A 23,297-nucleotide genomic window follows, 5' to 3' on the forward strand; every position below is an offset into this window, starting at 1 on the left:
GAACGCCGGCAGCCGGCACAGCGGGATCGCCTCGTGCGAGCGGCCTCAGGCGCGGTGCGGGTCGGTGCGGCGGCCGCCGAGGTGTTCGGCGAAGTGCCGCTCGATGGCGCGGTAGAGCCGGACCCGGTTCTCGGGGTTGGCGAAGCCGTGGCCCTCGTCCTCGGCGAGGAGGTACTCGACCGGGATGCCGCGTCGACGCAGGGACTCGACGATGTTGTCGGACTCGGCCTGGACGACGCGGACGTCGTTGGCACCCTGTGCGACGAGCAGGGGGGTGCGGATCCGGTCGACCATCGTGATCGGCGACCGGGCCCGCATGTCCGCTTCCTGCTCGGGGATCTCGGGGTCGCCGACGTAGCGCTGCCAGTTGTTCACGGTGAACGCCCGGGTGAACGGGGGCAGGGTGCGCATGAAGTGGGCGAGGTCGGAGATGCCGACGTAGTCGACGGCGGCGGCGAAGCGGTCGGGGGTGACGGTGACGCCGACGAGCGCGGCGTAGCCGCCGTAGGAGCCGCCGTAGATGCCGACGCGGTCGGGGTCGGCGTAGCCCCCCGCGACGGCCCAGTCGACGGCGTCGAGGAGGTCGTCGTGCATCGCACGGGCGAACTCGCCGATCGCGGCGGTGACGTGGCGTCGCCCGTGGCCCAGCGAGCCGCGGAAGTCGACCTGCAGCACCGCGTAGCCCCGGTTGGCGAGGAACTGCGCATCGCCGCTGTATCCCCAGGCGTCGTGGGACCACGGCCCGCCGTGCACCACCAGCACCAGCGGGAGGTTCCGCGGCTCGACGCCGACCGGGAGGGTGAGGAAGCCGTGCAGGGGCAGCCCGTCACGGGCGGGGAAGCCGACGGGCTCCATGGGAGCCATGGTGTCGGGGTCCCGGTGCGGGTAGGCGCGGAACAGCAGCCGGGCGTCGCCGGTGGTGTGGTCGTAGAACCAGGTGACGCCGGGGTCGCGGTCGTGGACGAAGGTCGCCACCCAGCGTCGTCCTGACTCGTCGGAGGACACCGTGGCGAGCACGCCGTCGGAGAGCTCCTGCAGGGCGGCGTGGACCTCGGCGAAGTGCGGGTCGAGGACCTCGATGTGCGGGCGGTCGGCGACGAAGCGGGCGGCGAGGACCTCGCCGGTGCGCCTGCTCGTGTAGATCGGTGGCGGGAGGACGCCGGGCAGCATCGTGCCGCTGATGTCGAGGTCGTGGCCGTCGACGGCGGCGATGACGGTCTCCTGCCCGGTCTCGTGGTCGATGCGGACCAGCCGCAGGTCGTCGCCGTCCTGGTAGGACCCGACGAGCAGGCCCCTCCCGTCGGCGGTGACCTCCTGGGGGTGGATGCCCATGGGGTGCTCGGCGCCGCCGAGGCGGCGCAGCAGCCGAACCCGTCCGGTGGTGGCGTCGATCGCGGAGATCTCGAGGTTCCCGTCCGGGGCGAGCGCGGTCCGGAAGGCGGGCTCGCCGCTGCGGTCGAACAGCACGGAAGCGGTCGGGTCGTCCTGTTCCCGGTGCAGGGTCGTCTCGCCGGCGGCGACGTCGATCCGGAACACGTCGAAGAACAGCGGGCGCCGGTTCATCGTGACCAGCACGCTCCCGGGGTCGGACGGCAGCGGTTCCGCGCCCACCACCCGCGACCCCGGCTCCAGCGGGGTGAGGTCGACGGCGGGGGAGTCCGGGTCGTCGAGGTCGACGCGGTGCAGGTGCCAGTCCTCGTTGCCGTCGGTGTCCTGCAGGTAGAGCAGCCAGCGGGGGTCGTCGGTCCAGTAGTAGGTGGTGATCCCGCGGCGGGTGTCGTGGGTGACGGGGACGGCGTCGTCGTGGGTCTGGTCGATGTCGCGGATCCAGACGTTGCGCCGTCCACGGTGGGGGGCGAGGTAGGCGATGCGGGTGCCGTCCGGGGAGAGCGAGGGGTTCGCGAACTCCGGGTCGGCGAAGAACTCCTCGACGGGGATCAGCTCGGGCGTCGACGCGCGCGGCGTGGTGGCAGTCATCCTCTACTCCAGCTCGGTTGCAGGACGGCCGGTATCGCGGCGGGCGTCACCGGGGTGCGGGCTCCACGGAACACCGTGCCGTTGCGGCAGGGTCAAATGCCGGTCCGCCCGGACGGACCCACGGGTGCGGAGCCGGATCCCTGTGTGATCGTCTAGGGTCGGCGGGGTGGACGCCTTCGGTGACCTGTTCCGCGGGGTGCGTGCCCACGGGTCGTTGTTCGGCAGCTCGACGCTGACGGCGCCGTGGTCGCTGCGGTTCGTCGACGGCGCGCCGTTGACGATGTGCATCGTGCTCGACGGGGCGGGGTGGGTCCTCCCGGAAGGGCATCCCGCCGAGCACCTCGCCGCCGGTGACACGCTGATCGTGAAGGGGCCCTCGCCGTTCGGTTTCGTCGACGAGATCGGGACCGCGGCCGAGCCGGTCGACTGCGGCGAGCACTGCGCGACGCCCGAGCAGGGCGGCACGCGGCACCGGCTCGGCTGGAACGACCCCGCACCGGCGGGGCCGGGCGACGCGACGACCCTGGTCGTGGGGGCCTACCCGGTGCGGGGCGAGATCGGAAGGCGGCTGCTCGACGCGCTGCCCGACGTCCTGCGCATCGCGCCCGACGGCACCGCCGGCGCCGTGCGGGACCTCCTGGTCGCCGAGGTCGCCGTGGACGCCCCCGGCCAGCAGGCCGTCCTCGACCGGCTGCTGGACTGGATGCTGGTCTGCTGCCTGCGCGCGTGGTTCGACCGGCCCGGCGGCGAACCGCCTGCCTGGTACGCCGCGCACCGCGACCCGGTCGTCGGCCACGCGCTGCGGCTGCTGCACGCCGAACCGGCCACCCCGTGGACGGTCGGTGAGCTGGCCGACCGGACCGGCGTGGCGCGGGCGACGCTGGCGAAGCGGTTCACCGACCTGGTCGGCGAGCCGCCGCTGACCTACCTCACCCGCTGGCGGATGACGCTCGCGGCCGACCTGTTGACCCAGCGCGCGCAGGCCACGATCGCCGAGGTCGCACGGACGGTGGGCTACTCCGACGCGTTCGGGTTCAGCGCGGCGTTCAAACGGGTCCGCGGGGTCGCGCCCAGCGAGTTCCGCCGCCGGGCCGTCCCGAGCGGGAGCGGCGTGTGAGCCGGGCCACCCGATGAGGGGTCGGGCTTGACCCTGCCGCAACGGCACCGTGTCGACTGTCCCCTGACGGGGCAGGACGCCCGAGGAGGGGGGAGCGATGACCGGGACGAACGGCGGCGCAGGCGGTCCGGAGGACGAGACGGCCCGGTTGCCGCGCATCGATCCGGGTGCCGGTGGGAGCCCGACGGGGCCGGTGCGGGTCATGTCCGCGGTCGAGGGGTCCGCGGACAGCGCGCCGCCACCGTCGTCGGGGCGTGCCCGCAAGCGGTTCCGGTGGCGGAGCAAGGACTACTCGCCGGAGGAGCTGGAGCAGGCGCAGCAGGCGTGGCGGGCCGCCATGCCGTGGGACCACCCGATGTCGCGGGGGGACAAGGTCCTGGTCTTCTCGACGCTCGGGGTCGTGCTGCTGATGGTGGCCACGATGCCGGTGCGGCCCTTCCTGCTGGCGTCCCACCCGATCGCGTTGAGCGCCGTCACCGGCAGCCTCTCCGCGATCGGTGCGGGGGCGGCGTTCGCGCGGATCGGCGAGGGCGAGCTGTGGCTGGTGATCGCCGCGGGCGTGTTCGGGATGATCAAGTTCGACTGGCTGTTCTGGCTGGCCGGACGGCGGTGGGGCGCCAAGATCGTCGAGTTGTTCGCGCCCGGCGGCGCCGCGAAGCGGCTCGTGTCCCGGGTCCGGTCCTGGCCGGCCTGGGCGATGCCGCTGGTCGTCATGGCGGCGGCGCTGCCCGGGATCCCCGCACCGGCGGTGTACGCCGTGGCCGGGCTCGCCGGTATGCGGCTGACCTCGTTCCTGATCTTCGACGCGCTCGGGGCCGCGCTGGTCGCGGGGCTCGTCGCGGGCCTCGGTCACGGGGTGGGCCAGCACGCGGTCGACGTCGTCCTGATGATCGACGAGTACGCGTTGTGGATCACGCTGGCGCTGGTCGTCGTGGTGTCGGCCCGGGCGGCGCACCGCGGCCACCGGGAGGACCGGGCGAAGCGGTCGGGCGGGCGGCCGGCGGCGTAGGGCGGTGTCTGCGCCGCGGTTCCCCGGTCACGCGCACCGCCTCAGCCCTTGACCGCCCCGGCGGTGAGCCCCTGGACGATGTGCCTGCTGGCGAACGCGAACAGCAGCATCGTGGGCGCGATGGTGAGCACGGCCGCTGCCGACATCGACCCCCAGTCGATGTTGAAGCTGGAGATGAACCCGTTGAGCGCGGTGGGGATGGTCTTGTTGCCGTCGCTGTTCATCAACGTCACCGACAGGAACAGCTCGTTCCAGCAGTTGACGAAGTTGAAGATGAACGCGGCCACGATGCCGGGCCGCATCACGGGCAGCAGCACCCGGAACAGGGCCCCGAAGCGGGAAAGGCCGTCGATCATCGCCGCCTCTTCCAGCGCCTCGGGGATGTTGGCGAAGAAGCCGCGCAGCATCACCGTGCAGAACGGGATGCACACGGCGACGTAGACCAGGACGAGCCCGAACCGGTTGTCGACCAGGTCGAGGTCGGTCATCAGCAGGTAGAGCGGCCCGAGCGCGATGAAGGCCGGGATCATCTGCGTGACCAGGGCGGCCATCAGCAGCGCGGACTTCGTGCGGAACTCGAAGCGCGCCAGCACGTACCCGGCCAGCATCGAGATCACCGTGGCCGCGGCGGCGGCCAGGGTGGAGATGACCAGGCTGTTGGCGAGGTAGACGCCGAAGTCGGCCTTGTCGAACAGGCCGCGGTAGTTCTCCAGTGAGAACGTGTCGGGCCAGTAGGCGATGGGCCAGGCGAAGACGTCACCGGGCGCCTTGAGCGACGTCACCGCGATCCAGTAGAGCGGGAAGACGGTGAAGAGCAGCCAGAGCCCCAGGAAGGTGAACTTCGTGGCCCGGCCGGCCGTGGTCTCCTTGCCGATCACGAGCCGATCACGCCCTTCACCTCTCGCCGCTCGCGGGTGGCCAGCAGGAAGAAGACCGCGAACAGCAACAGCCCGGCGACGATGAGCAGGCCGAGCGCGGAGGCCCGGCCGTAGTCGCCCTGCTGCGTGGTCTGGATCATCCAGGTGGTCACGATGTGCGTCTGGTTGTTCGGGCCGCCGCCGGTCATGCCGAAGATCAGGTCGGGGAAGTTGAAGGTCCAGATGATCCGCAGGAGCACGGTCAGGACCAGCGTGGTGCGGATGTAGGGGATGATGATCTGGAACAGCGTGCGCGCCTTGCCCGCCCCGTCCAGCGCCGCGGCCTCGTACAGCTCGTCCGGGATGGACTGCAGCGCGGCCAGGATCATGATCGCGAAGAACGTGACGCCGTACCAGACGTTGGCGATCACGACGGCGACCATCGCCGTGTCGGGCGCGGCCAGCCACGGGATCGGCGTGTCGATCAGCCCGGCCTTCTGCAGCAGGTCGTTGACCGCCCCGAACTCGCTGTTGAACAACCAGCGGAACAGGATGCCGATGAGGAAGCCGGAGACCGCCCAGGGGAAGAAGACCAGCGCCTGGTAGAGGCCGCGGAAGCGGAACTTCCGGCGCAGCCACAACGCGAGCGCGAAGCCGATCACCAGCTGGGGCACGATGGAGCCGACCACCCACACGGCGGTGTTGGCGAGGACCGTGCCCCACGCGGGGTCGGCGAACACGTCGCGGAAGTTCTGCAGGCCCACCCACGAGGTGTCGGTGAGGTCGGTCAGCTTCCAGTTGCGGAAGGCCATCTGGCTGCCCGCGATCACCGGGTAGTACGTGAAGATCGCGACGAAGATCGCGGCCGGGGCCAGGTAGGCGGCGATGACCAGGCCGCGGCGGGTGGTGAACTCGCGCTTGGGGCGCGCGGCGCCGCCCGGCCGTGACGGGGCGGACCCCGCGGGCGAGCGACGCCCCGCCTCCTGCGCCGTCGTCGCTGACGTGGCGGGCACGCCTAGTTCCCCTGCTGCCACTTCTGCGTCCAGAACGCGTCCCACTCGGCCAGCAGCTCGGTCGGCGTCATCGTGCCGAGCAACACCTGCTGCACGTCGGCGTCGGCCTTCTGCTCCCACTCGGTCCACCAGGCGACGCCACGCGGCTGCGTGATGTTGAGGTAGGTCTGCGGGTTCTCGGTCATCGTCACGTAGCTCGCCCACGGACCGGTCCGGTAGAACTCGTCCTCACCAGCCGACGTGAGCGTCGGCACCAGGCTGTTCCCCTTGGCGAAGGCGGCAGCGGCGTCACCCCCGGCGAGGAACTTCACCAGCTCGAGCGCCTCGGGCTTGTGGGTGCTCGCGGCGGCGACGCCCCAGCCCGCGCTGGCCAGCGGCTGGACGGTCTTGCCGCTCGGGCCGGTCGGCAGTGGGGCCGTGGTCCACTGGTCCTGCGAGATCGCCTGGGACTCGCGGACCGTGGCGATCACCTCGGGGTCCTGCAGCAGGAAGGCGGTGGACCCGTTGGAGAAGGCCTCGACCATCTCCGGGTAGCCCCAGGAGACCGACGACTCCGCGGACGCCGTCCGGAACAGCTGGAAGTAGGTCTCGACGGCCTGCTGCGCCTCCGGCGCGGAGAAGATCGTGCTCCCGTCCGTCAGCTGGAAGCCGTTCGCGGGGTCGATCCGGTCGGCGACGTAGGCCGAGATGGCGGCGGTGACGTTGCTGTTGGCGTTGGAGCCACCGCGGAAGGCGTAGCCGTAACGGCGCTGGGCCGGGTCGTGGATCGCCGAGGCCTGCTGCAGCAGCTCGTCCCAGGTGGAAGGCGGCGCGCTGAAGCCGGCCTGCGCGATCAGGTCCGTGCGGTAGAACAGGCTCAGCCCGTAGAAGCCGTAAGGCACGTAGAAGGTCCGGCCCTCGCCGTCCTGGGCGGCGTTGACCGCGTTCTCGGTCATGGCCTGCCAGCCGTCCCAGCCCTCGAGGTCGGCCTTCATGTCGTGCAGCCACCCGTTGGTCGAGAAGGGGCCGACGGTGATGTCACGCACCTCGAGCACGTCGATGCCGCTGCCCGACATGAGCATCTGCTGCAGCTTCTGGTCGGCCTGCTCGGTGGGCGGCGAGATCAGGTTGACGTCGACGTCCGGGTGCTGCTGCTCGAAGTCCTCGATCAGGCCCTCGAGCAGCTCCGTGCGGGTGGGGTTCGTGAGGCTCTCCACCATGTTGAGCGTGACCGTCCCGCCGTCGCCGTCGCCGCCGCCGCCGAACGCGGAGCAGGCGGGGAGGACCATCGCGGCGGCCACGCCGAGCGCGAGAGCTGCCTTGGTTCTTCTCATGGGCTGACCTTCTCCACTGGTTGGGCGGCCGCGCGGGCCCACCCGGCGAGGACGGGGACGCAGGCGTCGGCGAAGTGCTCGTAGTCGGCGGCGGTGTTGTAGACGTGCGCGGACAGGCGCATGTAGGCGGTGCCGTCGAAGCTGGTGAAGGCCGCCTCGACGCCGAGCTCCCGGGCCACCCGGTCGCGCAGCCCGTCGGCGGCCTCCCGGCTGTCGGCCAGGCCCGCGGGCAGCCGCACCAGCCGCATGCCGGGCACCGGCATGCCGACGTCGACCGCGCGGGGGTCACCGGTCAGCGCGGCGAACGCGGCGCCGACGACCTGCTCGGCGTAGTCGGCGAGCGCCGCCATGTAGGCCCGGGCGGTGTCCCAGCCCCAGGTCCGCTCGACGAAGTCGAGCGCCACGGGCGCCGCCAGGTAGTTGGTGGCGTCGACCGTGCCCTGCTGGTCGAACCGGTCGGGGTAGGGGTCGGCGGCAGCCCACGAGTCGATCAGGGGGTGGAGCCGGTCGCGGAGCGGGCCCCGGGCGACGAGGGCGGCGGTGCCGCGGGGTGCGCAGCCCCACTTGTGCAGGTTGCCGACCCAGAAGTCGCAGTCCACCCCGTCCAGCGGCGTGTCGATCAGGCCGGGGGCGTGCGCGCCGTCGACGAGCAGCGGGATGCCGCGGCGCCGGGCCTCCGCTCCGATCCGCTCCACCGGCATGCGGCGCGCGGTCGCCGAGGTGATGTGGTCCACCACGACGAGGTCCGTGGCGTCGCCGAGCTCGGCGACCACCGCGTCGTACGCCTGCTCCTCGCCCGCGTCCAGGGGTACCCGGGCGGTGCGGACGCGGCCGCCCCAGCGGCGCGCCAGCCGCTCGGCGCCCATGGTCACCGCCCCGTAGCCGTGGTCGGTGACCACGATCTCGCCGCCGCGGCGGCGGGGGAGCGCGGCGTACACGGCGCTGATGCCCGCGCTGGCGTTCGGCACCAGCGCGAGGTCGCCTGGGGCCACCCCCAGGAAGGCGGCGATCTCGACGCGGGCGGCCGCGATCCGCTGCGGCAGCGCCGGGAACCAGACGATCGGGGCGCGCTCCATCTCCGCGCGCAGCTGGTTCTGCCGTTCCTGCGCCGGGAGCGGCACGGCACCGAACGAGCCGTGGTTCAGGTGCCGCATCGCGGGATCGAGGGTCCACGCGTCGGCGGCAGGCCGGCCACCGGCGAGCCGCAGCGGGCGCGGGGGGGCGATGACCTCGATCTTGCTCACGGATCTCCACATCAGACGGCGCGGGCCGGGACGTCCGACGGTCTGCTCAACACGTCGGATGACTGAGCACTGTGGCAGCCGATTGTGGTCGACGCAAGGGGTTCAGCCGAGAAGTCATTGGACGACTTGGTGTCCGAACCTCGAACACTTCTGATGACTCGGTACAGTGCGTGCTGTGCCGCGGTCGCTCGGCGGCGGCCGGGAGGGACCGATGTCCGCAGTCGACAAGGCGTTCCACGGGCTACGCCACATGATCGCGACGGGTCGCCTCGGTGCGGGCGAGCGCATCCCGCCCGAGGGGGACCTCTGCGCGGAGCTGGGCGTCTCGCGGGGCTCGCTGCGCGAGGCCGTGCGGATGCTCGCGGCGCTGGGCGTCCTGGAGCCGCGCCACGGCTCAGGGACCTACGTCTCCCCCCTGCGCCCGGAGGACGTCATCGGCAGCCTGGCGCTGACCTTCCAGCTCCTACCGCTGTCCGGGCTGTTGGAGATGTACGAGATCCGGCGGGTTCTCGAAGCACACGTCGCGGCGAAGGCCGCAGCCCGCCGGACGCCGGAGACCGTGGAGACGCTCTCCGCGCTCATCGAGGCGATGGAGGCCACCGACGACCCGGCCGAGGCGTCGGAGCTCGATCACCGGTTCCACGCCGAGATCGCCCGCTCCGCCGGGAACCCCGCCCTCGCCTCCCTGCTCGCGGTCTTCCGCTCCCGCTCGCGCAAGTACCAGGTGTTCACCCTCCCCGAGGGCCCGGACCTGCGGCGCAAGAGCGACGAGGACCACCGGGTGCTCGCCACGGCGATCGCCGACCGCGACCCGGGTGCCGCCGCCGGGGCCGCCGAGGCGCACGTCGCCCAGACGGAGCGGTGGCTGCGCGACCTCATGCCTCCGCTGGAGGAGGACGGCGCGCCGCGCGGAGGCCCCACGGGCTCCGCGGACGCAGCCGCGGAGCACCACTGACCGCGACGCAGGGACCGCTCAGTGCGGTACGGCGGGGTGTCCGGCGTTCGTCGCACGCCCCGCCACCGTCCGCGATGTCGGCCTTGTTGCCGTCCGGCGTGAGCAGGGGTTGTAGAAGCGGGTGATCTGGGCGCTCGACCGCGGCACGAAGTGGAAGATCAGCGAGCGCCGGAACCGGTCGGTGGTGCGACCTACGCGGGGATGCTGCCAGTTGTCCTTTTTTCTCGTCGCGCTCGTGACGACCGGCCGGATCGGGGCCCCGGCGTTCGCCGGCGTTCTCGCGCTCGCCGTCCTGCGCGCGGTGCATTCGGGGCCGGGCGGTGACGGTGCTGAGGAATTCCGGGAGGCGCTGCGCTGACCGCAGTGGGGAGTTCGCCGTCGATCGCCGGTCCGCCTCCTGGGCCCGTCAGCGGGGACGGGAGCGGCCGAGGCGCCGGATGACCAGCTCCTCGGTGGCGGCACGGTGCGCGTCGCTGGCCGCGATAAGCGCGTCGACGTCCTGGTCGCGGACCGCCTGGATGATCCGCTGGTGGGCGTCGTGGACCTGGAGGGTCGCGGTCTCCTGGTCCAGGTAGAGCGACCGGTAGAAGCTCGACATGTACCAGAGGCGCGAGACCTCCTGGCGCACCAGCGTGAGCGCGGAGTACTCGAAGAGCCGGAAGTGGAAGTCGAGGTTGGCCGACTGGTAGGCGTCCGGCTCGTCGGCCGGTGAGAGAGCGTCGAGGCAGCCGTCGAGCCGATCCAGCTCGTCGGCGTCGACGGTGGCCAGGTCGATAGATCGGATGATCTCGGTTTCGAGCAGCCGTCGCATCAGGTAGATCTCGCTCAGGTCCTCGCTGCTGAACCTGCCGACCGTGAACCCGGTGTTCGGCTTGTGCACGAGCACGCCCTCGGCCTGCAGGGTCGAGAGCGCCTCCCGCACGGGGATGCGGCTCATGTCGAGCTGGGCGGCCAGCTCGGCCTGGTGCACCTTCTGCCCGGGCAGGAGCTCACCGGTGGCGATCATCCGCCGGATCTCGGCGAGGCAGCGCGCCACGCCGGTGGCCTTCTGCGTGGACTTCCGCGGCACCTTCCGACTGGCCTTCGGGGAGGTCTGCGAGGTGGGCATGCGGGCTCCGAGGATCGGCGGCGGCGGCACGAGAGTATGCCAAACTTTTTCGTATACATTATTGCAGTCACGCGCGGGCGGTGCTTCCATGTGCCGACGACGGTGTCACGCGACACACGCGCTGCCGGAAGGGGACACCACGTGACGGTGAACTACGTCGAGCCGCGCGTCAGCGGGACGGTACCCACGTCCCACGTCGACCTGACCGGCCTCGACGCGCTCGCCACGCCGCGCGGGATCGCGATCTTCGGAGCCTCCTCGGATCCGACCAAGATCGGCGGGCGGCCGCTGCGCTTCCTGAAGGAGTCGGGGTTCGGCGGCGGGATCCACCCCATCAACCCGCGTTACGACGAGGTGCAGGGGGTGCGCGCCCACGCGAGCCTCGATGACGTCGACGGCCCGGTCGACCTCGCGGTCGTCGCCGTGCCGCGCGACCACGTGCTGCCCGCGATCGAGGCGTGCGGCCGCAAGGGCGTCAAGGTCGCCACGGTGTTCAGCGCGGGCTTCAGCGAGCAGGACGACGAGGGGGCCGAGCGGCAGCGCCGACTGCTCGAAACCGCGAAGGCGGTCGGGGTCCGGATCCTCGGGCCGAACACGATCGGCAGCCTGAACCGGCGCACCGGTGCGGTCGGCACGTTCGCGGCCGCGACGGGCGTCCGCCCCACCCGCCCGATCCACGGCCGGGCCGCGCTCGTGTCGCAGAGCGGTGCGATGGCCGCGCACTGGGTGGTCGAGGGCCTCGACCGCGGCATCGAGTTCCCGACCTGGATCGCCACCGGCAACGAGGGTGACATCGACTTCGCCGACGCGCTGGCCTGGGTCGCGCTCCACGACGACGCCCCGGTCATCGCCGCCTACTTGGAGGGCGCGCGCGACGGCGACAAGCTGCGGGAGGCGCTCGCCATCGCCCAGCAGCGCGGCAAGACCGTCGTGATGCTCAAGGTGGGCACGTCGGAGGCGGGCGCGCGGGCCGCGGCGTCCCACACCGCATCGCTGGTCGGCGCCGACCAGGTCTTCGACGCCCTGTTCCGGCAGTACGGCGTCATCCGCGTCCACTCCATGGACGAGGTGCTCGACCTGACCTACGCCGCCACCGTCGGGAAGGCCCCGGAGGGCGACCGCGTCGGGCTCTTCACCACCTCGGGTGGGATGGGCATCCTGATGGCCGACGTCGCCACCGAGGCTGGCCTGCAGGTGCCGCCGGTGCCCAACGCGCTGCGCGCCGAGCTCCGCGCGATCTGGCCGCCCGCCGGGGTCAACAACCCGATCGACCTCACCGCGCAGGTGATGAACTCCGAGACGCTGCTGGGCGACTTCGCCGACGTGGTGCTGCGCGAGAAGCAGTACGACTGTCTCGTCATGGCCCTGACCTACATGGGCAGGCTGGAGCCCTGGACCGACCTGGTCGTCTCGATGCTGGGCCGGGTCCGCGAGGCCCACCCGGACGTCCCGCTCTTCATCGCGATGCTCGCCACCCCGGAGGTCCGCAGCGCGGTGGAGGAGCTGGGCATCGCGGTCTTCCCCGACGTCAGCGCCGCGGTCCGGGCCGCGGGCCGGCTCGCCACCCACGCTCTCGAGGCCGGGCGCGCCACGGACGACCGCGGCGGCGGCGCGGCGCCGCGCATCGCCGCCGACGGCGCCGTGACCGAGGTAATGGCCAAGACGATCCTGGCCGAGGCCGGGGTGCCGGTCGTCGAGGAGCGGGTGGTCACCTCCGCCGAGGATGCCGCCGCGGCGGCCGAGGCCGTCGACGGACCGGTGGTGCTGAAGGTCGTCTCGCCCGACATCCCGCACAAGACCGAGGTGGGTGGCGTCGCTCTGGACGTCCGGAGCGGGGACGCAGCCGCGGAGGCGTACACCCGCATCCGCGCGGCCGCCCACTCGGCCCGCCCGGACGCGCGCGTCGACGGGGTGCTGGTGGCGCCGATGGTCACCGACGGCGTCGAGACCATCCTCGGTGCGTTCAACGACCCGACGTTCGGCCCGGTCGTGCTGTTCGGTCTCGGTGGCGTCCTCGTCGAGGTGCTCGGAGACGTCACCTACCGGCTCGCCCCGTTCGGCCCGCAGACGGGGATGGAGATGATCCGCGAGATCCGCGGCTTCGCCGTTCTCGACGGCGCGCGCGGCAGGCCACCGGTCGACCTCGACGCGCTCGCCCAGGCGCTCAGCGCGCTCTCTCGCCTCGCCCACGCGAACCGGGACGTGCTCGACAGCGTCGAGGTGAACCCCTTCCTGGCCCGCCCGCGCGGCCACGGCGGCCTCGCGGTCGACGCGTTGATCACGACCCGCACCGGCCGGCGGTCCTGACCCCCCGGAGTCCCGACGCCCGCGCGTGGCGATCTGTCATCCGAACAACGACGTTGAGGAGAGCAAGGCCATGAGACGTTCCCGGATCTGCGCGACGGTGCTCGTGCTCGCGCTGGCCGCGGCCGGCTGCGCCAACAGCGATCCGACCGCGGGCGCGGACGAGTACCCGGCCGACGAGATCAGAATGGTCGTGACCTACGCCGCCGGCGGTCCCACCGACCTGGGTGGGCGCGCGGTCGCGAGGCACATGGAGGAGAAGTACGGCGTCCCCGTCGTGGCCGAGAACGTCGAGGGCGCTTCGGGTGGCATCGGTACCGCCGAGGTCGCCAACAGCAAGCCCGACGGCTACACCATCGCGATGACCACGGCCTCCGCGGTCAGCCGCGTGCCGCTGATCGAGGACGTCGGCTACACCTTCGAGGACCTGACGCCGATCGGCACGGTCACGGTCGGCCCCGGGATGGTCTACGTTCCCGCCGGCTCGCCGTATCAGAGCGGTGAGGACCTGTTCGCGGCGGCGAAGGCGAACCCCGACACCATCACGGTGGGTACCCCGGGTGCCCAGTCGCCGCAGCACGTCGAGCTGGTCCGGATGAAGGAGCTCTACGGCGTCTCGTTCCGCATCGTCCCGTTCGAGGGCGAGTCGCCCGCGATGACCGGGCTGATCGGGGGCAACGTCGACGCGGTGTTCGGCTCCAACGCGCAGGTCTCGCTCGCGCAGGTCGACGAGGGCAAGGCCCGGGTCGTGGCGGTCGGCGCCGCGGAGCGGCTGGAGTACGTCCCGGACGCCCCGACGCTGGTCGAGCTCGGCTTCCCGGAGCTGACCTTCGGCAACTCCACCTTCATCCTGGCCGCGCCCGCGGAGACCCCCGCCGAGATCGTCGCCTCGCTGGAGTCGGCCTTGCAGGAGGCGCTGGCCGACCCGGAGACCGTCAAGGTGCTCGGAGAGGAGCGGGTCGCGCCCGAGTTCATCGGCTCCGAGGAGCTGTCCGGCCAGATGCGGGCCGAGGTCGACCAGATCGGTCCGATCCTGCAGAAGCTCTTCGCTTGAGCGCGATGAAAGCCCCGGAGGCAGCGGCGCCCGCGACCGGGGGCGGGGAGACCGGCCGGCCGCCGGTGCCGTTGTGGGGCACCAAGCTGCCGCTGGCCGCCGTGGTGGCCATCTCCGCCGTGTTCTGGTCGGCCGGCCGCGACCTCGACGTCGGCTCGCTCACCCAGCCCGGCCCCGGGTTCTGGCCGCTGGTGCTCACGGTGGCGCTCGCCGTCACCGCGCTGCTCGGCCTGGCCATCGACACCGAGGCCGGGACCGAGCGGTTCGGCGCCGAGTCGTGGCGGGTCGGGGTCGGGGTGGTGGTGCTCTACCTCTTCATCGTCCTGTTCAGTTACGCCGGCGTGATCCTGCCCGGGATCCTGCTGGTGATGTTCTGGCTGAAGGTGCTGGCCCGGGAGAGCTGGAAGGTCGCGGTCGGCGTCGGCGTGGTCGGGACGCTGCTGAGCTACCTGCTCTTCGTGGTCGCGCTCGGGGTCGCCCTGCCCGACGACCTGATCGCCCAGCTGTGGGGTGGCCGCTGAAATGGACGCGCTGGGCTCCCTCCTGGAGGGCTTCGACGTCGTCTTCCAGCCGCAGAACCTGCTCTTCGTCGTGCTCGGGGTCGTCATCGGCACCGTGATCGGCGTGCTGCCCGGCCTCGGGCCCACCGCCACGATCGCGCTGCTGCTGCCGATCACCTTCGGCATGCGGCCGGAGTCGGCGATCATCATGCTGGCCGGCGTCTACTACGGGTCGATGTACGGCGGCACGATCACCTCGGTCCTGCTGCGCATCCCGGGTGAGGCTGCCACCGCGGTCACCGCGATCGACGGCTACGAGATGACCAGGCAGGGACGCTCCGGGCCTGCGCTCGGCATCGCCGCGTTCGGCTCGTTCATCGGCGGCACGGTCGCCGTGCTCGGCCTGGTGTTCGTCGCACCGCAGCTGGCTGCCGTCGCGGTCCGGTTCGGGCCGCCGGAGTTCGCCGCGCTCACCGTGCTCGGCCTGGTCCTGGTCACCTACCTCGGAACCCGCTCGACGTACAAGAGCGTGCTCGCCGCGCTGCTCGGCCTGCTGCTGGCCACCGTCGGGCAGGACACGATCAGCGGGACCTCGCGGTTCACCTTCGACAACCCCGACCTGTTCTCCGGGCTCGACCTCGTCGCGATCGCGATGGGCGTCTTCGGGGTCGGCGAGATCCTGCACGCCTTGGAGGACCGCAACCGGCAGGGCGGCCGGATCGGCGCCGTCGGGCGGATCCTCCCGACCCGGGCGGACTGGGCCCGGTCGCGCGGCCCGATCGCCCGCGGCACCCTGCTCGGGTTCCCGATCGGGATGCTCCCCGGTGGCGGCGGCGTGATGTCCTCGCTCACCTCGTACGCGGTCGAGAAGAAGGTCGCCACGCGGCCGGAGGAGTTCGGCCGGGGTGCGATCGAGGGCGTCGCCGGACCGGAGACGGCCAACAACGCCTCCTCGATCTCGGCGTTCATCCCGCTGCTGACCCTCGGGCTGCCGTCCAACGCCGTCCTCGCGCTGATCCTCGGCGCGCTGATGATCCAGGACGTCACCCCGGGACCGTCGATGATCACCGACCACCCCGAAGTTTTCTGGGGCGTCGTGGCGTCGATGGTGATCGGCAACATCATCCTGCTCGTGCTCAACGTCCCCCTGGTCGGCCTCTTCGTGCAGCTGTTGCGGGTCCGGATGGGGGTCATCGGCGCGATGGCGCTGCTGATCTCGATGATCGGCGTCTACACCGTCAACGGCAGCACCTTCGACATGATGGTGATGCTCGGTGCCGGGGTGCTCGGCTACCTGATGCGCAAGACGGGCTTCGAGGCGGCGCCGCTGGTGCTCGCGTTCGTGCTCGGCGCGATCCTCGAGACGGCGTTCCGCCAGTCGATGCTCACCTCCGGCGGCGACGTCAGCATCTTCGTGACCAGGCCGTTCTCCGGTGCGCTGGTCGCATGCACCGTCCTGGTCCTGGTCGGCACCGTCGTCGGTGCCGTCCTCCGGCGCCGCAGGGGCGACTCGACCGGCGTCCTCACCCGGACCAAGCAGATGGCAGAGGACTGAGGCGGGAACTGCGATGGACCTGTTGTTCACCGACGAGCAGAACCGGTTCCGCGAGGAGCTGCGGGCCTGGTTTGCGGCCCACGGCCCGAAGGAGGCGCTCGCGCCCCCCTACGCGGAGCCCGGCTTCTCCCAGCACATGGAGTGGGAGCGCACGCTGTACGAGGCCGGGTACGCCGCCCCGGCCTGGCCGGTCCACGCGGGCGGCCGCGGCCTGGACGCGTGGCACCAGCTGATCTACGACGAGGAGTACGCGCGGTTCGGGCTGCCCGAGCGGCTCAACAAGATGGGCCTGGTCCACGGCGGCCCGACCGTGCTGGCCCACGGCACCGACGAGCAGAAGCAGCGGTGGCTGCCCGGCATCCTCAGCTGCGAGAACATCTGGTGCCAGGGCTTCTCCGAGCCCGAGGCCGGCAGCGACCTCGCCAACCTGAAGACCACCGGCCGCGTCGAGGGGGACGAGCTGGTCGTCGACGGGCAGAAGACCTGGACATCGCAGGGGATCATCGCCGACACGATGTTCGCGCTGGTGCGCACCGATCCGACGGCGCGCAAGCACCGGGGGATCAGCTTCGTCGTCATCGACATGAGGACGCCCGGGGTCGAGATCCGTCCGCTCACCCAGCTGCACGGCAACGCCGGCTTCGCGGAGGTCTTCTTCAGCGGGGTCCGGGTGCCGCTGGGCAACGTCGTCGGCGAGCTGAACGACGGGTGGCGGGTCGCGCAGACCTCGCTGCAGCTGGAGCGCGGGACCGGGCGGGGCACCCACACGCGGATGGCGATGGCGTTGCACGACGTCGCCGACGACGTCGCCCGGCTCGCGCCCGACGACACCGGTGTCCTCGGCAGGCTCGGCGACCTGGCGGCGTGGACCTACGCCTACGAGCAGGCGGCCTACTGCTCGACGGACATGACGGCCCGCAACCTCCCCGACGACCACTTCTCCAGCGTGGTGAAGATCCGCCTGACCGAACTGCAGACCGCGATCCACGAGGAGCACCTCGCCGTGCTCGGGCACGGGGCCGAGATCCCGGACTGGATGGGACCGGACCGCGAGCTGCGCGGGATGCACCGCAACTACTGGCACGGCCGGGCCGCGGAGATCTTCGCCGGTTCCAACGAGATCCAGAAGAACATCATCGCCGAGCGGATGCTCGGCCTGCCGAAGGAACCCCGACCGTGAAGTTCTCGTTCGACGACGAGCAGATCGCCCTCGCCGAGGCGGTGGCCCGGCTGCTGGAGAAGGAATGCGCGCCCGAGGCGATGCGCTCGCTGTGGGACGACCCGACCGGCCGCTCGCCGGCGCTGCGGCGGGGGCTGGCCGGGATCGGCCTGCCCGGCATCCTCGTCCCCGAGGAGCACGGCGGCGCCGCCGGGAGCCTGCTCGACCTCGTCCTCGTGCTCGAGGAGATCGGCAAGGCGTGTGCGCCCGACGCGCTGCTCGAGGCGCTGGTCACCGGGCCCGCGGCCCTCGCGCTGGCCGGCTCGCCGGCGCAGCGGGCGGACTGGCTGCCCGCCATCGCCGCCGGGGAGCGCCGGGTGACGCTCGCGCTGCACACGCTCGACTCCGTCCCGGACGCGCACGTGGCCGACGTGCTGGTGTTCGCCGACGGCGACGGGCTCGCGCTGGCGCCCACCGCCGCGCTCACCCTGACGCCGCTGCGCGCCGTCGACCCGGCGCGCCGCCAGTTTCGGGTCGAGGTGCCCGCGGGAGTCGCCGAACCGCTTCCCGGCGGCCGGGAGGCACTGCCGGCCATCGCCGCGCTGGAGGCGTCCGGCTCGGCCGCGGTGCTGATCGGTCTCTCGCAACGGATGCTCGATCTGACCGTCTCCTATGCCGGGGTGCGGGTGCAGTTCGGCCGGGCGATCGGCTCCTTCCAGGGGGTCAAGCACCAGCTCGCCGCCGCGACCGTCCTGGTCCGCATGGCCCGGCTGGCCGCGCACGCGTCCGCGTGGAGCGTCGCCACCGGGCAGCCGGACGCCACCGCCGCGGCCCGCGCGGCCCGCATCTGCGCCCTCGACGCCGAGTTCGAGGCCAACCGGGTCGCGCTGCAGATCCACGGCGGCATCGGCTTCACGTGGGAGCACGACCTGGGGATGTGGCTCAAACGCGGCAAGGCGCTCGAGCAGGCCCACGGCGGTCGGCACAGGTTGTCGGTCCAGGCCGGTCGGGACGCGCTGGCGAGGAGGGCGTCGTGAGCGACGAGGCCGTCCTGACCGGGCTGCGGGAGAACGTCCTCACCGTCACCCTCAACCGGCCCGCGGTGAAGAACGCGATGACACCGGCGTCGTGGGCCGCGCTCTTCGACGTCTTCCGGGACGCCGGGTCGGACGACGAGGTCCGGGCCGTGGTGATCGAGGGCGCCGGTGACGCGTTCTGCAGCGGCGCCGACATCTCCGCGTCCGCACCCGGTCACCCGCTCACCCGGGTCCGCACGATCGGCCGGACGGCCGAGGAGGTCTGCACCCTGCCCAAGCCGGTGATCGCGAAGGTCCGGGGCGTCGCCGTCGGCGCGGGGCTCGGCCTCGCCCTGTGCGCGGACTTCGTGGTCGCCACCCCGGGCGCGCGGTTCTCCGCGATCTTCGCCAGGCGGGCGCTCTCCCTCGACTTCGGCAGCAGCTGGCTGCTGACCCGCGTGATGGGGCTGCAGCAGGCGAAACGGCTCGCCTACCTCGGCGAGATCATCGGCGCCGACCGGGCGAGGGAGCTCGGCATCGTCACCGAGATCGTCGACGACGACGAGATCGACGCGCACGTCGACGACCTGGCGGGCCGGTTGGCCGCGATGCCGCCGATCGCGGTGGCGCAGAACAAGGAGCTGCTGCACGCCGGGCTGGGTTCGTCGCTCCGGGACGCGATCGACGGCGAGGCCCGGGCCCAGGCGGTCAACTACGGCACCGCGGACCTCGCGGCCGCCCGGCGTGCGTTCACCGCGAAGACCGCGGCGACCTACACCGGCGAATGGGGCGGCTGATGACGACCGGGACCACCGAATTCACCGAGATCACCTATGCGGTCGCCGACCGGATCGCGGTGGTGACCCTGCACCGGCCGGACCGGCTGAACGCCTTCACGCCGGTGATGCGCGCCGAGCTGGTGGCTGCGATGGACCGCGCCGACGCCGACGACGACGTCCGCGCGGTCGTGGTCACCGGCGCGGGCCGCGGCTTCTGCGCGGGCGCGGACCTCGGCGCGAAGGGCGACGCCCCGTTCAGCTACGCCGGTCACCGCCGCGCCGCCGGCGCGACCAGCAGCGACGACACCATCGACGGGCTGCCGCGAGACGGCGGCGGCGTGGTGTCGCTGCGGGTGGCGGCGATGGCGAAGCCGGTGATCGCGGCGATCAACGGTGCCGCGATCGGCGTCGGCATCACGATGACCCTGCCCATGGACGTCCGGATCGCGGCCGAGGACGCGAAGTTCGGCTTCGTCTTCGCCCGTCGCGGCATCGCCCCCGAGGCCGCGTCGAGCTGGTTCCTGCCGCGGCTGGTCGGGATCTCGCAGGCGATGCGCTGGACGATGACCGGCTCGGTCTTCGGTTCCGACGAGGCGCTGCGCGCGGGTCTGGTCTCGGAGGTGGTGCCCACTGCGGACGTGCTCGACCGGGCGCTCGCGGTGGCCCGCGAGGTCGCGGAGAACACCTCGGGCGTCTCGGTCGCGGCCACCCGCCGGTTGCTGTGGTCGATGCTCGGCGAGGCCTCGCCCTGGGAGGCGCACCGGCTCGAGACCCACGTGATCGCCGCGCTGAAGCAGGGCCCGGACGCGGCCGAGGGGGTGGCGGCCTTCCTCGAGAAGCGCCCCGCTGCCTTCACCGCCCGCGTCCCCCATGACCTTCCCGACCGCGTCCCGAGCTGGCCCGATCGGCCGGACCGGACCGTGCACCCGAACTGACAGGAGAGCCGTGCTGCGTACGTCGTTCACCGAGGTCTTCGGGGTCGAGCACCCGATCGTCCAGGGCGGGATGCAATGGGTCGGCCGGGCCGGACTGGCCGCCGCGGTGGCCGAGGCCGGTGGCCTCGGCATCATCACCGCGCTCACCCAGCCGACCCCGGAGAACCTGGTCAAGGAGATCGCGCGGGCGCGCGATCTCACCGACCGGCCGTTCGGGGTGAACCTGACCATCCTGCCCTCGATCAACCCGCCGCCGTACGACGAGTACCGGCAGGCGATCATCGAGGCGGGCATCACGATCGTCGAGACCGCGGGCGCCAACCCCGCCCCGCACCTGCCGTCCTTCCACGAGGCCGGGATCAAGGTCCTGCACAAGTGCACGAGCGTCCGGCACGCGCTCAAGGCCCAGGCGATCGGCGTCGACGGCATCAGCATCGACGGCTTCGAATGCGCGGGCCACCCCGGCGAGGACGACATCCCCGGCCTGGTGCTGATCCCGGCCGCCGCCCAGGTGATCGACATCCCGATGATCGCCTCGGGTGGGTTCGCGGACGCCCGTGGTCTGGTCGCCGCGCTCGCACTGGGCGCCGACGGGATCAATATGGGGACCCGGTTCATGTGCACCGTCGAGTCCGGCATCCACGACGACGTCAAGCGCCGCATCGTCGAGGCGACCGAGCGCGAGACGGAGCTGATCTTCCGGCCGTTGCGCAACACCGCGCGGGTGGCCGGCAACGAGGTGAGCCGCGAGGTGGTGCGCCTGCTCGACGGCGGCGCCACGTTCGACGACGTCCGTGAGCTGGTGGCGGGCGTCCGCGGCCGGGAGGTCTACGAGACCGGCGACCTCGACGCGGGGATCTGGTCGGTCGGCATGGTGCAGGGGCTGATCGACGACGTGCCCACCGTGGCCGAGTTGATCGATCGGATCGTCGGCGAGGCCGAGGAGATCATCGGGTCGCGGCTCGCCGGGCTGCGCGCCGACCGGCACAGCGCCTGACTGGTGTCAGCGCACCATCACACGGCCGCCGTCGACCGACATCGTCTGGCCGGTGAAGTAGCTTGCGGCGGGGGAGGCGAGGAAGACGTAGACGCCGCTGAGCTCCTCGGGCTCGGCCCACCGGCCGAGCGGGATCGTGTCGAGGTAGGTGGACCGGAACCGCTCGTCGGTCCGGATCGTCTCCGTCATCGGGGTGGCCGCGGCCGGGGCGACGGCGTTGACGATGATGCCGTCCGTGGCCAGCTCCCGGGCGGCCGAGCGGGCCATGCCCATCAGCCCGGCCTTGGCAGTGGCGTAGTTGATCTGGCCGATGGTGCCCTGGATGCCGGCCGCCGAGGTGGTGAAGATGATGTTGCCCTGCTTCGCCTCGCGCATGCCGGGGGTGACCGCCTGCAGCCAGTAGAAGCTGCCGTTGACGTGGACCGCCAGCACGCTGTCCCACTGCTCGTCGGTCATCTTCCACAGCATCGCCGGGCGGGTGATCCCGGCGTTGGAGACCAGGATCGTGATGGTGCCGATCTCCGCGGCCACCCGGGCGGCCGCGGCGTCGACGTCGGCGCGCCTGCTGACGTCGCAGCCGACGCCGATCGCGGTGCCGCCGCTGCGCCGGATCCGCGCGGCGGCCTCGGTGGCCCCGTCCTCGTCGATGTCGACGACGGCGACCCTGGCGCCCTCGCCGGCGTAGGCCTCCGCGACCGCGAGGCCGATGCCCTGGGCGGCGCCGGTGACCACCGCGACGCGGTCCTGCAGGGTGGGGGTGCCCATGGAGGTCCTCCTGTGCGTGGGGCGGATCGGTCAGAGGGTGCTCAGGTCGCCGAGGAGCGCGGTGACCTCGCTGGAGAGGGTGCCGCCGTTGCCGTGCGCGAGCGCCACGTGCACGTCGTCGACCTGCCGCTCGCCGGCCTGGCCGCGCAGCTGCCGGACCGCCTCGATGATCGTGAAGATCCCGTACATGCCGGGGTGGCAGAAGGAGAGGCCGCCGCCGTTGGTGTTGACCGGCAGCCTGCCCCCCGGCGCGATCGCGCCGTCCGCGACGAACGCGCCACCCTCGCCCTTCGCGCAGAAGCCGAGGTCTTCGAGGAAGAGGATCGTGTTGATGGTGAAGGCGTCGTAGAGCTGCACGACGTCCACGTCCGCGACGCCCAGCCCGGCCGCCCGGAACGCCCGCTCGCCCGACTCCTTGGCCGCGGTGGTGGTGATGTCGGTGGTCGCCGAGATGTTCATGTGCCAGCCGGCCTCGCCGACGCCGAGGATGGGGACCGGCGGTTGCGCCAGGTCCGCGGCCCGCTCGGTGGAGGTGACGATCACCGCGCCTGCGCCGTCGGTGACCAGGCAGCAGTCCAGGACGGACAGCGGGCTCGACACCATCCGCGACCCGAGCACGTCGTCGACGGTGAGCGGGTCGCGCTTGTACGCCGCGGGGTTGCGCTGCGCCCACCGGCGCGCCGCCACGGCCACCTCGGCGAGCTGCGCGCGGGTGGTGCCGTACTCGTGCATGTGGCGGGCCGCGGTCAGCGCGTAGGCGGACACGGGCATCCGCGGGCGGAACGGCGCTTCGTAGGACTTCGTGAGCGCGGCGCCGGAGGTCATCAGGCCACCGGAGGAGGAGCGCTGGGTGCTGCCGTAGACGATGAGCGCGACGTCGCAGAGCCCGGCGTCGATCGCGGCGGCGGCGTGGCGCAGGTGGGCCACGAACGAGCTGCCGCCGGTGGCGGTGGTGTCGAAGTAGCGCGGCCGGATCCCGAGGTACTCGCTGACGGTGTTGGCCGGCAGGTTGAAGAACGCGGAGTGGCACAGGACCGCGTCGATGTCGCTCTTCCGCAGCCCGGCGTCGGCCAGTGCGGCGGCGGTGGCCTCGCCGATGAGGTCGAGGGACGAGATCCCGGGGCCGACCTCCCCGATGCCCGCCTCGGCGATCCCGACGACCGAGGCGACGCCGCGCAGTGCCGTCTCGTCCCTGGTCATGACACCGGCCGGAAGTAGGGGAGCGGGCCGTCCTCGGCGTCGCGGAAGACGACCTGGACGCGGGAGTCGATGGCGACCTCGTCGGCCGGGACGTCGACGACCTGGGACATCATCCGGAAGCCCTCGTCCAGGTCGATCAGGGCGACGGCGTGGGGCTGCTGGTGGCGCGGCTGCAGCGTCGTCACCGAGTAGACGCTGCCGACGCCTGCCGACGCCGTCCAGGTCAGCTCGACGCTCCCGCACGCCGGGCACAGCACCCGCGGCGTGAACACGGCGTGCGCGCAGGCGGTGCACCGCTGGTAGCCCAGCACCTGCGCGGCGGCCAGCCGCTCGTACGCGATCCCGGGGGGAGAGTCGCCGACGATCTCGGCCACGTCCTTCTCGTCGCTCATCGCGCTCCCAGCATCCGTGATGGACAGTGCATTCACAAGAGTATACAT

22 protein-coding genes are annotated in these 23,297 nt (G+C 72.2%); 13 read left to right on the forward strand and 9 right to left on the reverse strand.

Annotated elements, in window-relative coordinates:
- Positions 1-45: 45 nt before the first annotated feature.
- Positions 46-1,977, reverse strand: coding sequence for a S9 family peptidase (locus tag FB558_RS36700; RefSeq protein WP_142062152.1), 1,932 nt, complete (start codon positions 1,975-1,977; stop codon positions 46-48).
- 166 nt (positions 1,978-2,143) lie between these two features.
- On the opposite strand from FB558_RS36700, the gene FB558_RS36705 reads away from it, so the two are divergent.
- Positions 2,144-3,094 (forward strand): AraC family transcriptional regulator, encoded by a 951-nt coding sequence (locus FB558_RS36705; protein ID WP_142062155.1) that lies wholly within the window; start codon positions 2,144-2,146, stop codon positions 3,092-3,094.
- A 97-nt stretch (positions 3,095-3,191) separates the two neighbouring features.
- A complete protein-coding gene (locus FB558_RS36710; RefSeq protein WP_246107033.1) occupies positions 3,192-4,103 on the forward strand; it encodes a DedA family protein in 912 nt (303 codons plus the stop codon).
- Positions 4,104-4,144: 41 nt separating this feature from the next.
- Here the strand turns inward: FB558_RS36710 and FB558_RS36715 are convergent, their stop codons facing one another.
- Genes FB558_RS36715 through FB558_RS36730 form a run of 4 tightly spaced genes read right to left on the reverse strand, consistent with a single transcriptional unit; the run spans position 4,145 to position 8,530 of the window.
- Complete coding sequence (locus FB558_RS36715; protein WP_142062158.1) at positions 4,145-4,981, reverse strand: carbohydrate ABC transporter permease; 837 nt, start codon at positions 4,979-4,981, stop codon at positions 4,145-4,147.
- Positions 4,978-5,973 carry a carbohydrate ABC transporter permease gene (locus FB558_RS36720; RefSeq protein ID WP_142062161.1) on the reverse strand — a complete coding sequence of 332 codons (996 nt, stop codon included), beginning with the start codon at positions 5,971-5,973 and terminating at the stop codon, positions 4,978-4,980. Before FB558_RS36720 ends, FB558_RS36715 begins: the two co-directional genes overlap by 4 nt.
- Positions 5,974-5,975: 2 nt before the next feature.
- Positions 5,976-7,286: an ABC transporter substrate-binding protein gene (locus FB558_RS36725; protein WP_142062164.1), complete on the reverse strand. Its 1,311-nt coding sequence runs from the start codon at positions 7,284-7,286 to the stop codon at positions 5,976-5,978.
- Positions 7,283-8,530 (reverse strand): aminotransferase class V-fold PLP-dependent enzyme, encoded by a 1,248-nt coding sequence (locus tag FB558_RS36730; RefSeq protein ID WP_142062167.1) that lies wholly within the window; start codon positions 8,528-8,530, stop codon positions 7,283-7,285. The genes FB558_RS36725 and FB558_RS36730 overlap by 4 nt, the downstream gene beginning before the upstream one ends.
- Before the next feature lie 211 nt (positions 8,531-8,741).
- Here FB558_RS36730 and FB558_RS36735 point away from each other — a divergent pair, with 211 nt between their 5' ends.
- Together FB558_RS36735 and FB558_RS36740 are read left to right on the forward strand one after the other, a co-directional pair.
- A complete protein-coding gene (locus tag FB558_RS36735) occupies positions 8,742-9,485 on the forward strand; it encodes a FadR/GntR family transcriptional regulator (protein WP_142062170.1) in 744 nt (247 codons plus the stop codon).
- 121 nt (positions 9,486-9,606) lie between these two features.
- The gene (locus tag FB558_RS36740) at positions 9,607-9,843 is read left to right on the forward strand and encodes a hypothetical protein (RefSeq protein WP_142062173.1); all 237 of its coding nucleotides are present in this window, start codon (positions 9,607-9,609) and stop codon (positions 9,841-9,843) included.
- Between the two features lie 48 nt (positions 9,844-9,891).
- On the opposite strand, the gene FB558_RS36745 is transcribed toward FB558_RS36740, so the two are convergent.
- Entirely contained in the window at positions 9,892-10,593 is a 702-nt protein-coding gene (locus FB558_RS36745; RefSeq protein WP_142062176.1) for a GntR family transcriptional regulator, read from the reverse strand.
- Between the two features lie 141 nt (positions 10,594-10,734).
- Between FB558_RS36745 and FB558_RS36750 the strand changes: the two genes are divergently transcribed.
- The 9 genes from FB558_RS36750 to FB558_RS36790 all read left to right on the forward strand — a co-directional run bounded on the left by FB558_RS36750 (position 10,735) and on the right by FB558_RS36790 (position 20,892).
- The gene (locus tag FB558_RS36750; RefSeq protein WP_170231718.1) at positions 10,735-12,900 is read left to right on the forward strand and encodes an acetate--CoA ligase family protein; all 2,166 of its coding nucleotides are present in this window, start codon (positions 10,735-10,737) and stop codon (positions 12,898-12,900) included.
- 70 nt (positions 12,901-12,970) lie between these two features.
- Positions 12,971-13,951 carry a Bug family tripartite tricarboxylate transporter substrate binding protein gene (locus FB558_RS36755; protein ID WP_142062182.1) on the forward strand — a complete coding sequence of 327 codons (981 nt, stop codon included), beginning with the start codon at positions 12,971-12,973 and terminating at the stop codon, positions 13,949-13,951.
- 5 nt (positions 13,952-13,956) lie between these two features.
- On the forward strand, positions 13,957-14,472 hold the full coding sequence (locus FB558_RS36760; protein ID WP_142062185.1) for a tripartite tricarboxylate transporter TctB family protein: 516 nt from the start codon (positions 13,957-13,959) through the stop codon (positions 14,470-14,472).
- A 1-nt stretch (position 14,473) separates the two neighbouring features.
- A complete protein-coding gene (locus FB558_RS36765) occupies positions 14,474-16,006 on the forward strand; it encodes a tripartite tricarboxylate transporter permease (RefSeq protein WP_142062188.1) in 1,533 nt (510 codons plus the stop codon).
- 13 nt (positions 16,007-16,019) lie between these two features.
- Positions 16,020-17,186, forward strand: coding sequence for an acyl-CoA dehydrogenase family protein (locus FB558_RS36770; RefSeq protein ID WP_142062191.1), 1,167 nt, complete (start codon positions 16,020-16,022; stop codon positions 17,184-17,186).
- Complete coding sequence (locus FB558_RS36775) at positions 17,183-18,202, forward strand: acyl-CoA dehydrogenase family protein (protein WP_170231719.1); 1,020 nt, start codon at positions 17,183-17,185, stop codon at positions 18,200-18,202. Before FB558_RS36770 ends, FB558_RS36775 begins: the two co-directional genes overlap by 4 nt.
- Complete coding sequence (locus tag FB558_RS36780) at positions 18,199-18,978, forward strand: enoyl-CoA hydratase/isomerase family protein (protein WP_142062196.1); 780 nt, start codon at positions 18,199-18,201, stop codon at positions 18,976-18,978. The genes FB558_RS36775 and FB558_RS36780 overlap by 4 nt, the downstream gene beginning before the upstream one ends.
- Complete coding sequence (locus tag FB558_RS36785) at positions 18,978-19,895, forward strand: enoyl-CoA hydratase-related protein (protein ID WP_246107034.1); 918 nt, start codon at positions 18,978-18,980, stop codon at positions 19,893-19,895. The genes FB558_RS36780 and FB558_RS36785 overlap by 1 nt, the downstream gene beginning before the upstream one ends.
- A gap of 10 nt (positions 19,896-19,905) precedes the next feature.
- Positions 19,906-20,892: an NAD(P)H-dependent flavin oxidoreductase gene (locus FB558_RS36790; protein WP_211367109.1), complete on the forward strand. Its 987-nt coding sequence runs from the start codon at positions 19,906-19,908 to the stop codon at positions 20,890-20,892.
- 6 nt (positions 20,893-20,898) lie between these two features.
- Here FB558_RS36790 and FB558_RS36795 read toward each other — a convergent pair whose 3' ends face one another.
- The 3 genes from FB558_RS36795 to FB558_RS36805 are packed head-to-tail and all read right to left on the reverse strand — an operon-like array spanning position 20,899 to position 23,249.
- The gene (locus FB558_RS36795) at positions 20,899-21,657 is read right to left on the reverse strand and encodes an SDR family NAD(P)-dependent oxidoreductase (protein WP_142062205.1); all 759 of its coding nucleotides are present in this window, start codon (positions 21,655-21,657) and stop codon (positions 20,899-20,901) included.
- A gap of 30 nt (positions 21,658-21,687) precedes the next feature.
- On the reverse strand, positions 21,688-22,857 hold the full coding sequence (locus FB558_RS36800) for an acetyl-CoA acetyltransferase (protein ID WP_142062208.1): 1,170 nt from the start codon (positions 22,855-22,857) through the stop codon (positions 21,688-21,690).
- The gene (locus FB558_RS36805; RefSeq protein WP_142062211.1) at positions 22,854-23,249 is read right to left on the reverse strand and encodes a Zn-ribbon domain-containing OB-fold protein; all 396 of its coding nucleotides are present in this window, start codon (positions 23,247-23,249) and stop codon (positions 22,854-22,856) included. The genes FB558_RS36800 and FB558_RS36805 overlap by 4 nt, the downstream gene beginning before the upstream one ends.
- Positions 23,250-23,297 lie beyond the last annotated feature (48 nt).

The sequence above is a fragment of the Pseudonocardia kunmingensis genome (assembly GCF_006716445.1).
GTDB classification, from domain to species: domain Bacteria; phylum Actinomycetota; class Actinomycetes; order Mycobacteriales; family Pseudonocardiaceae; genus Pseudonocardia; species Pseudonocardia kunmingensis.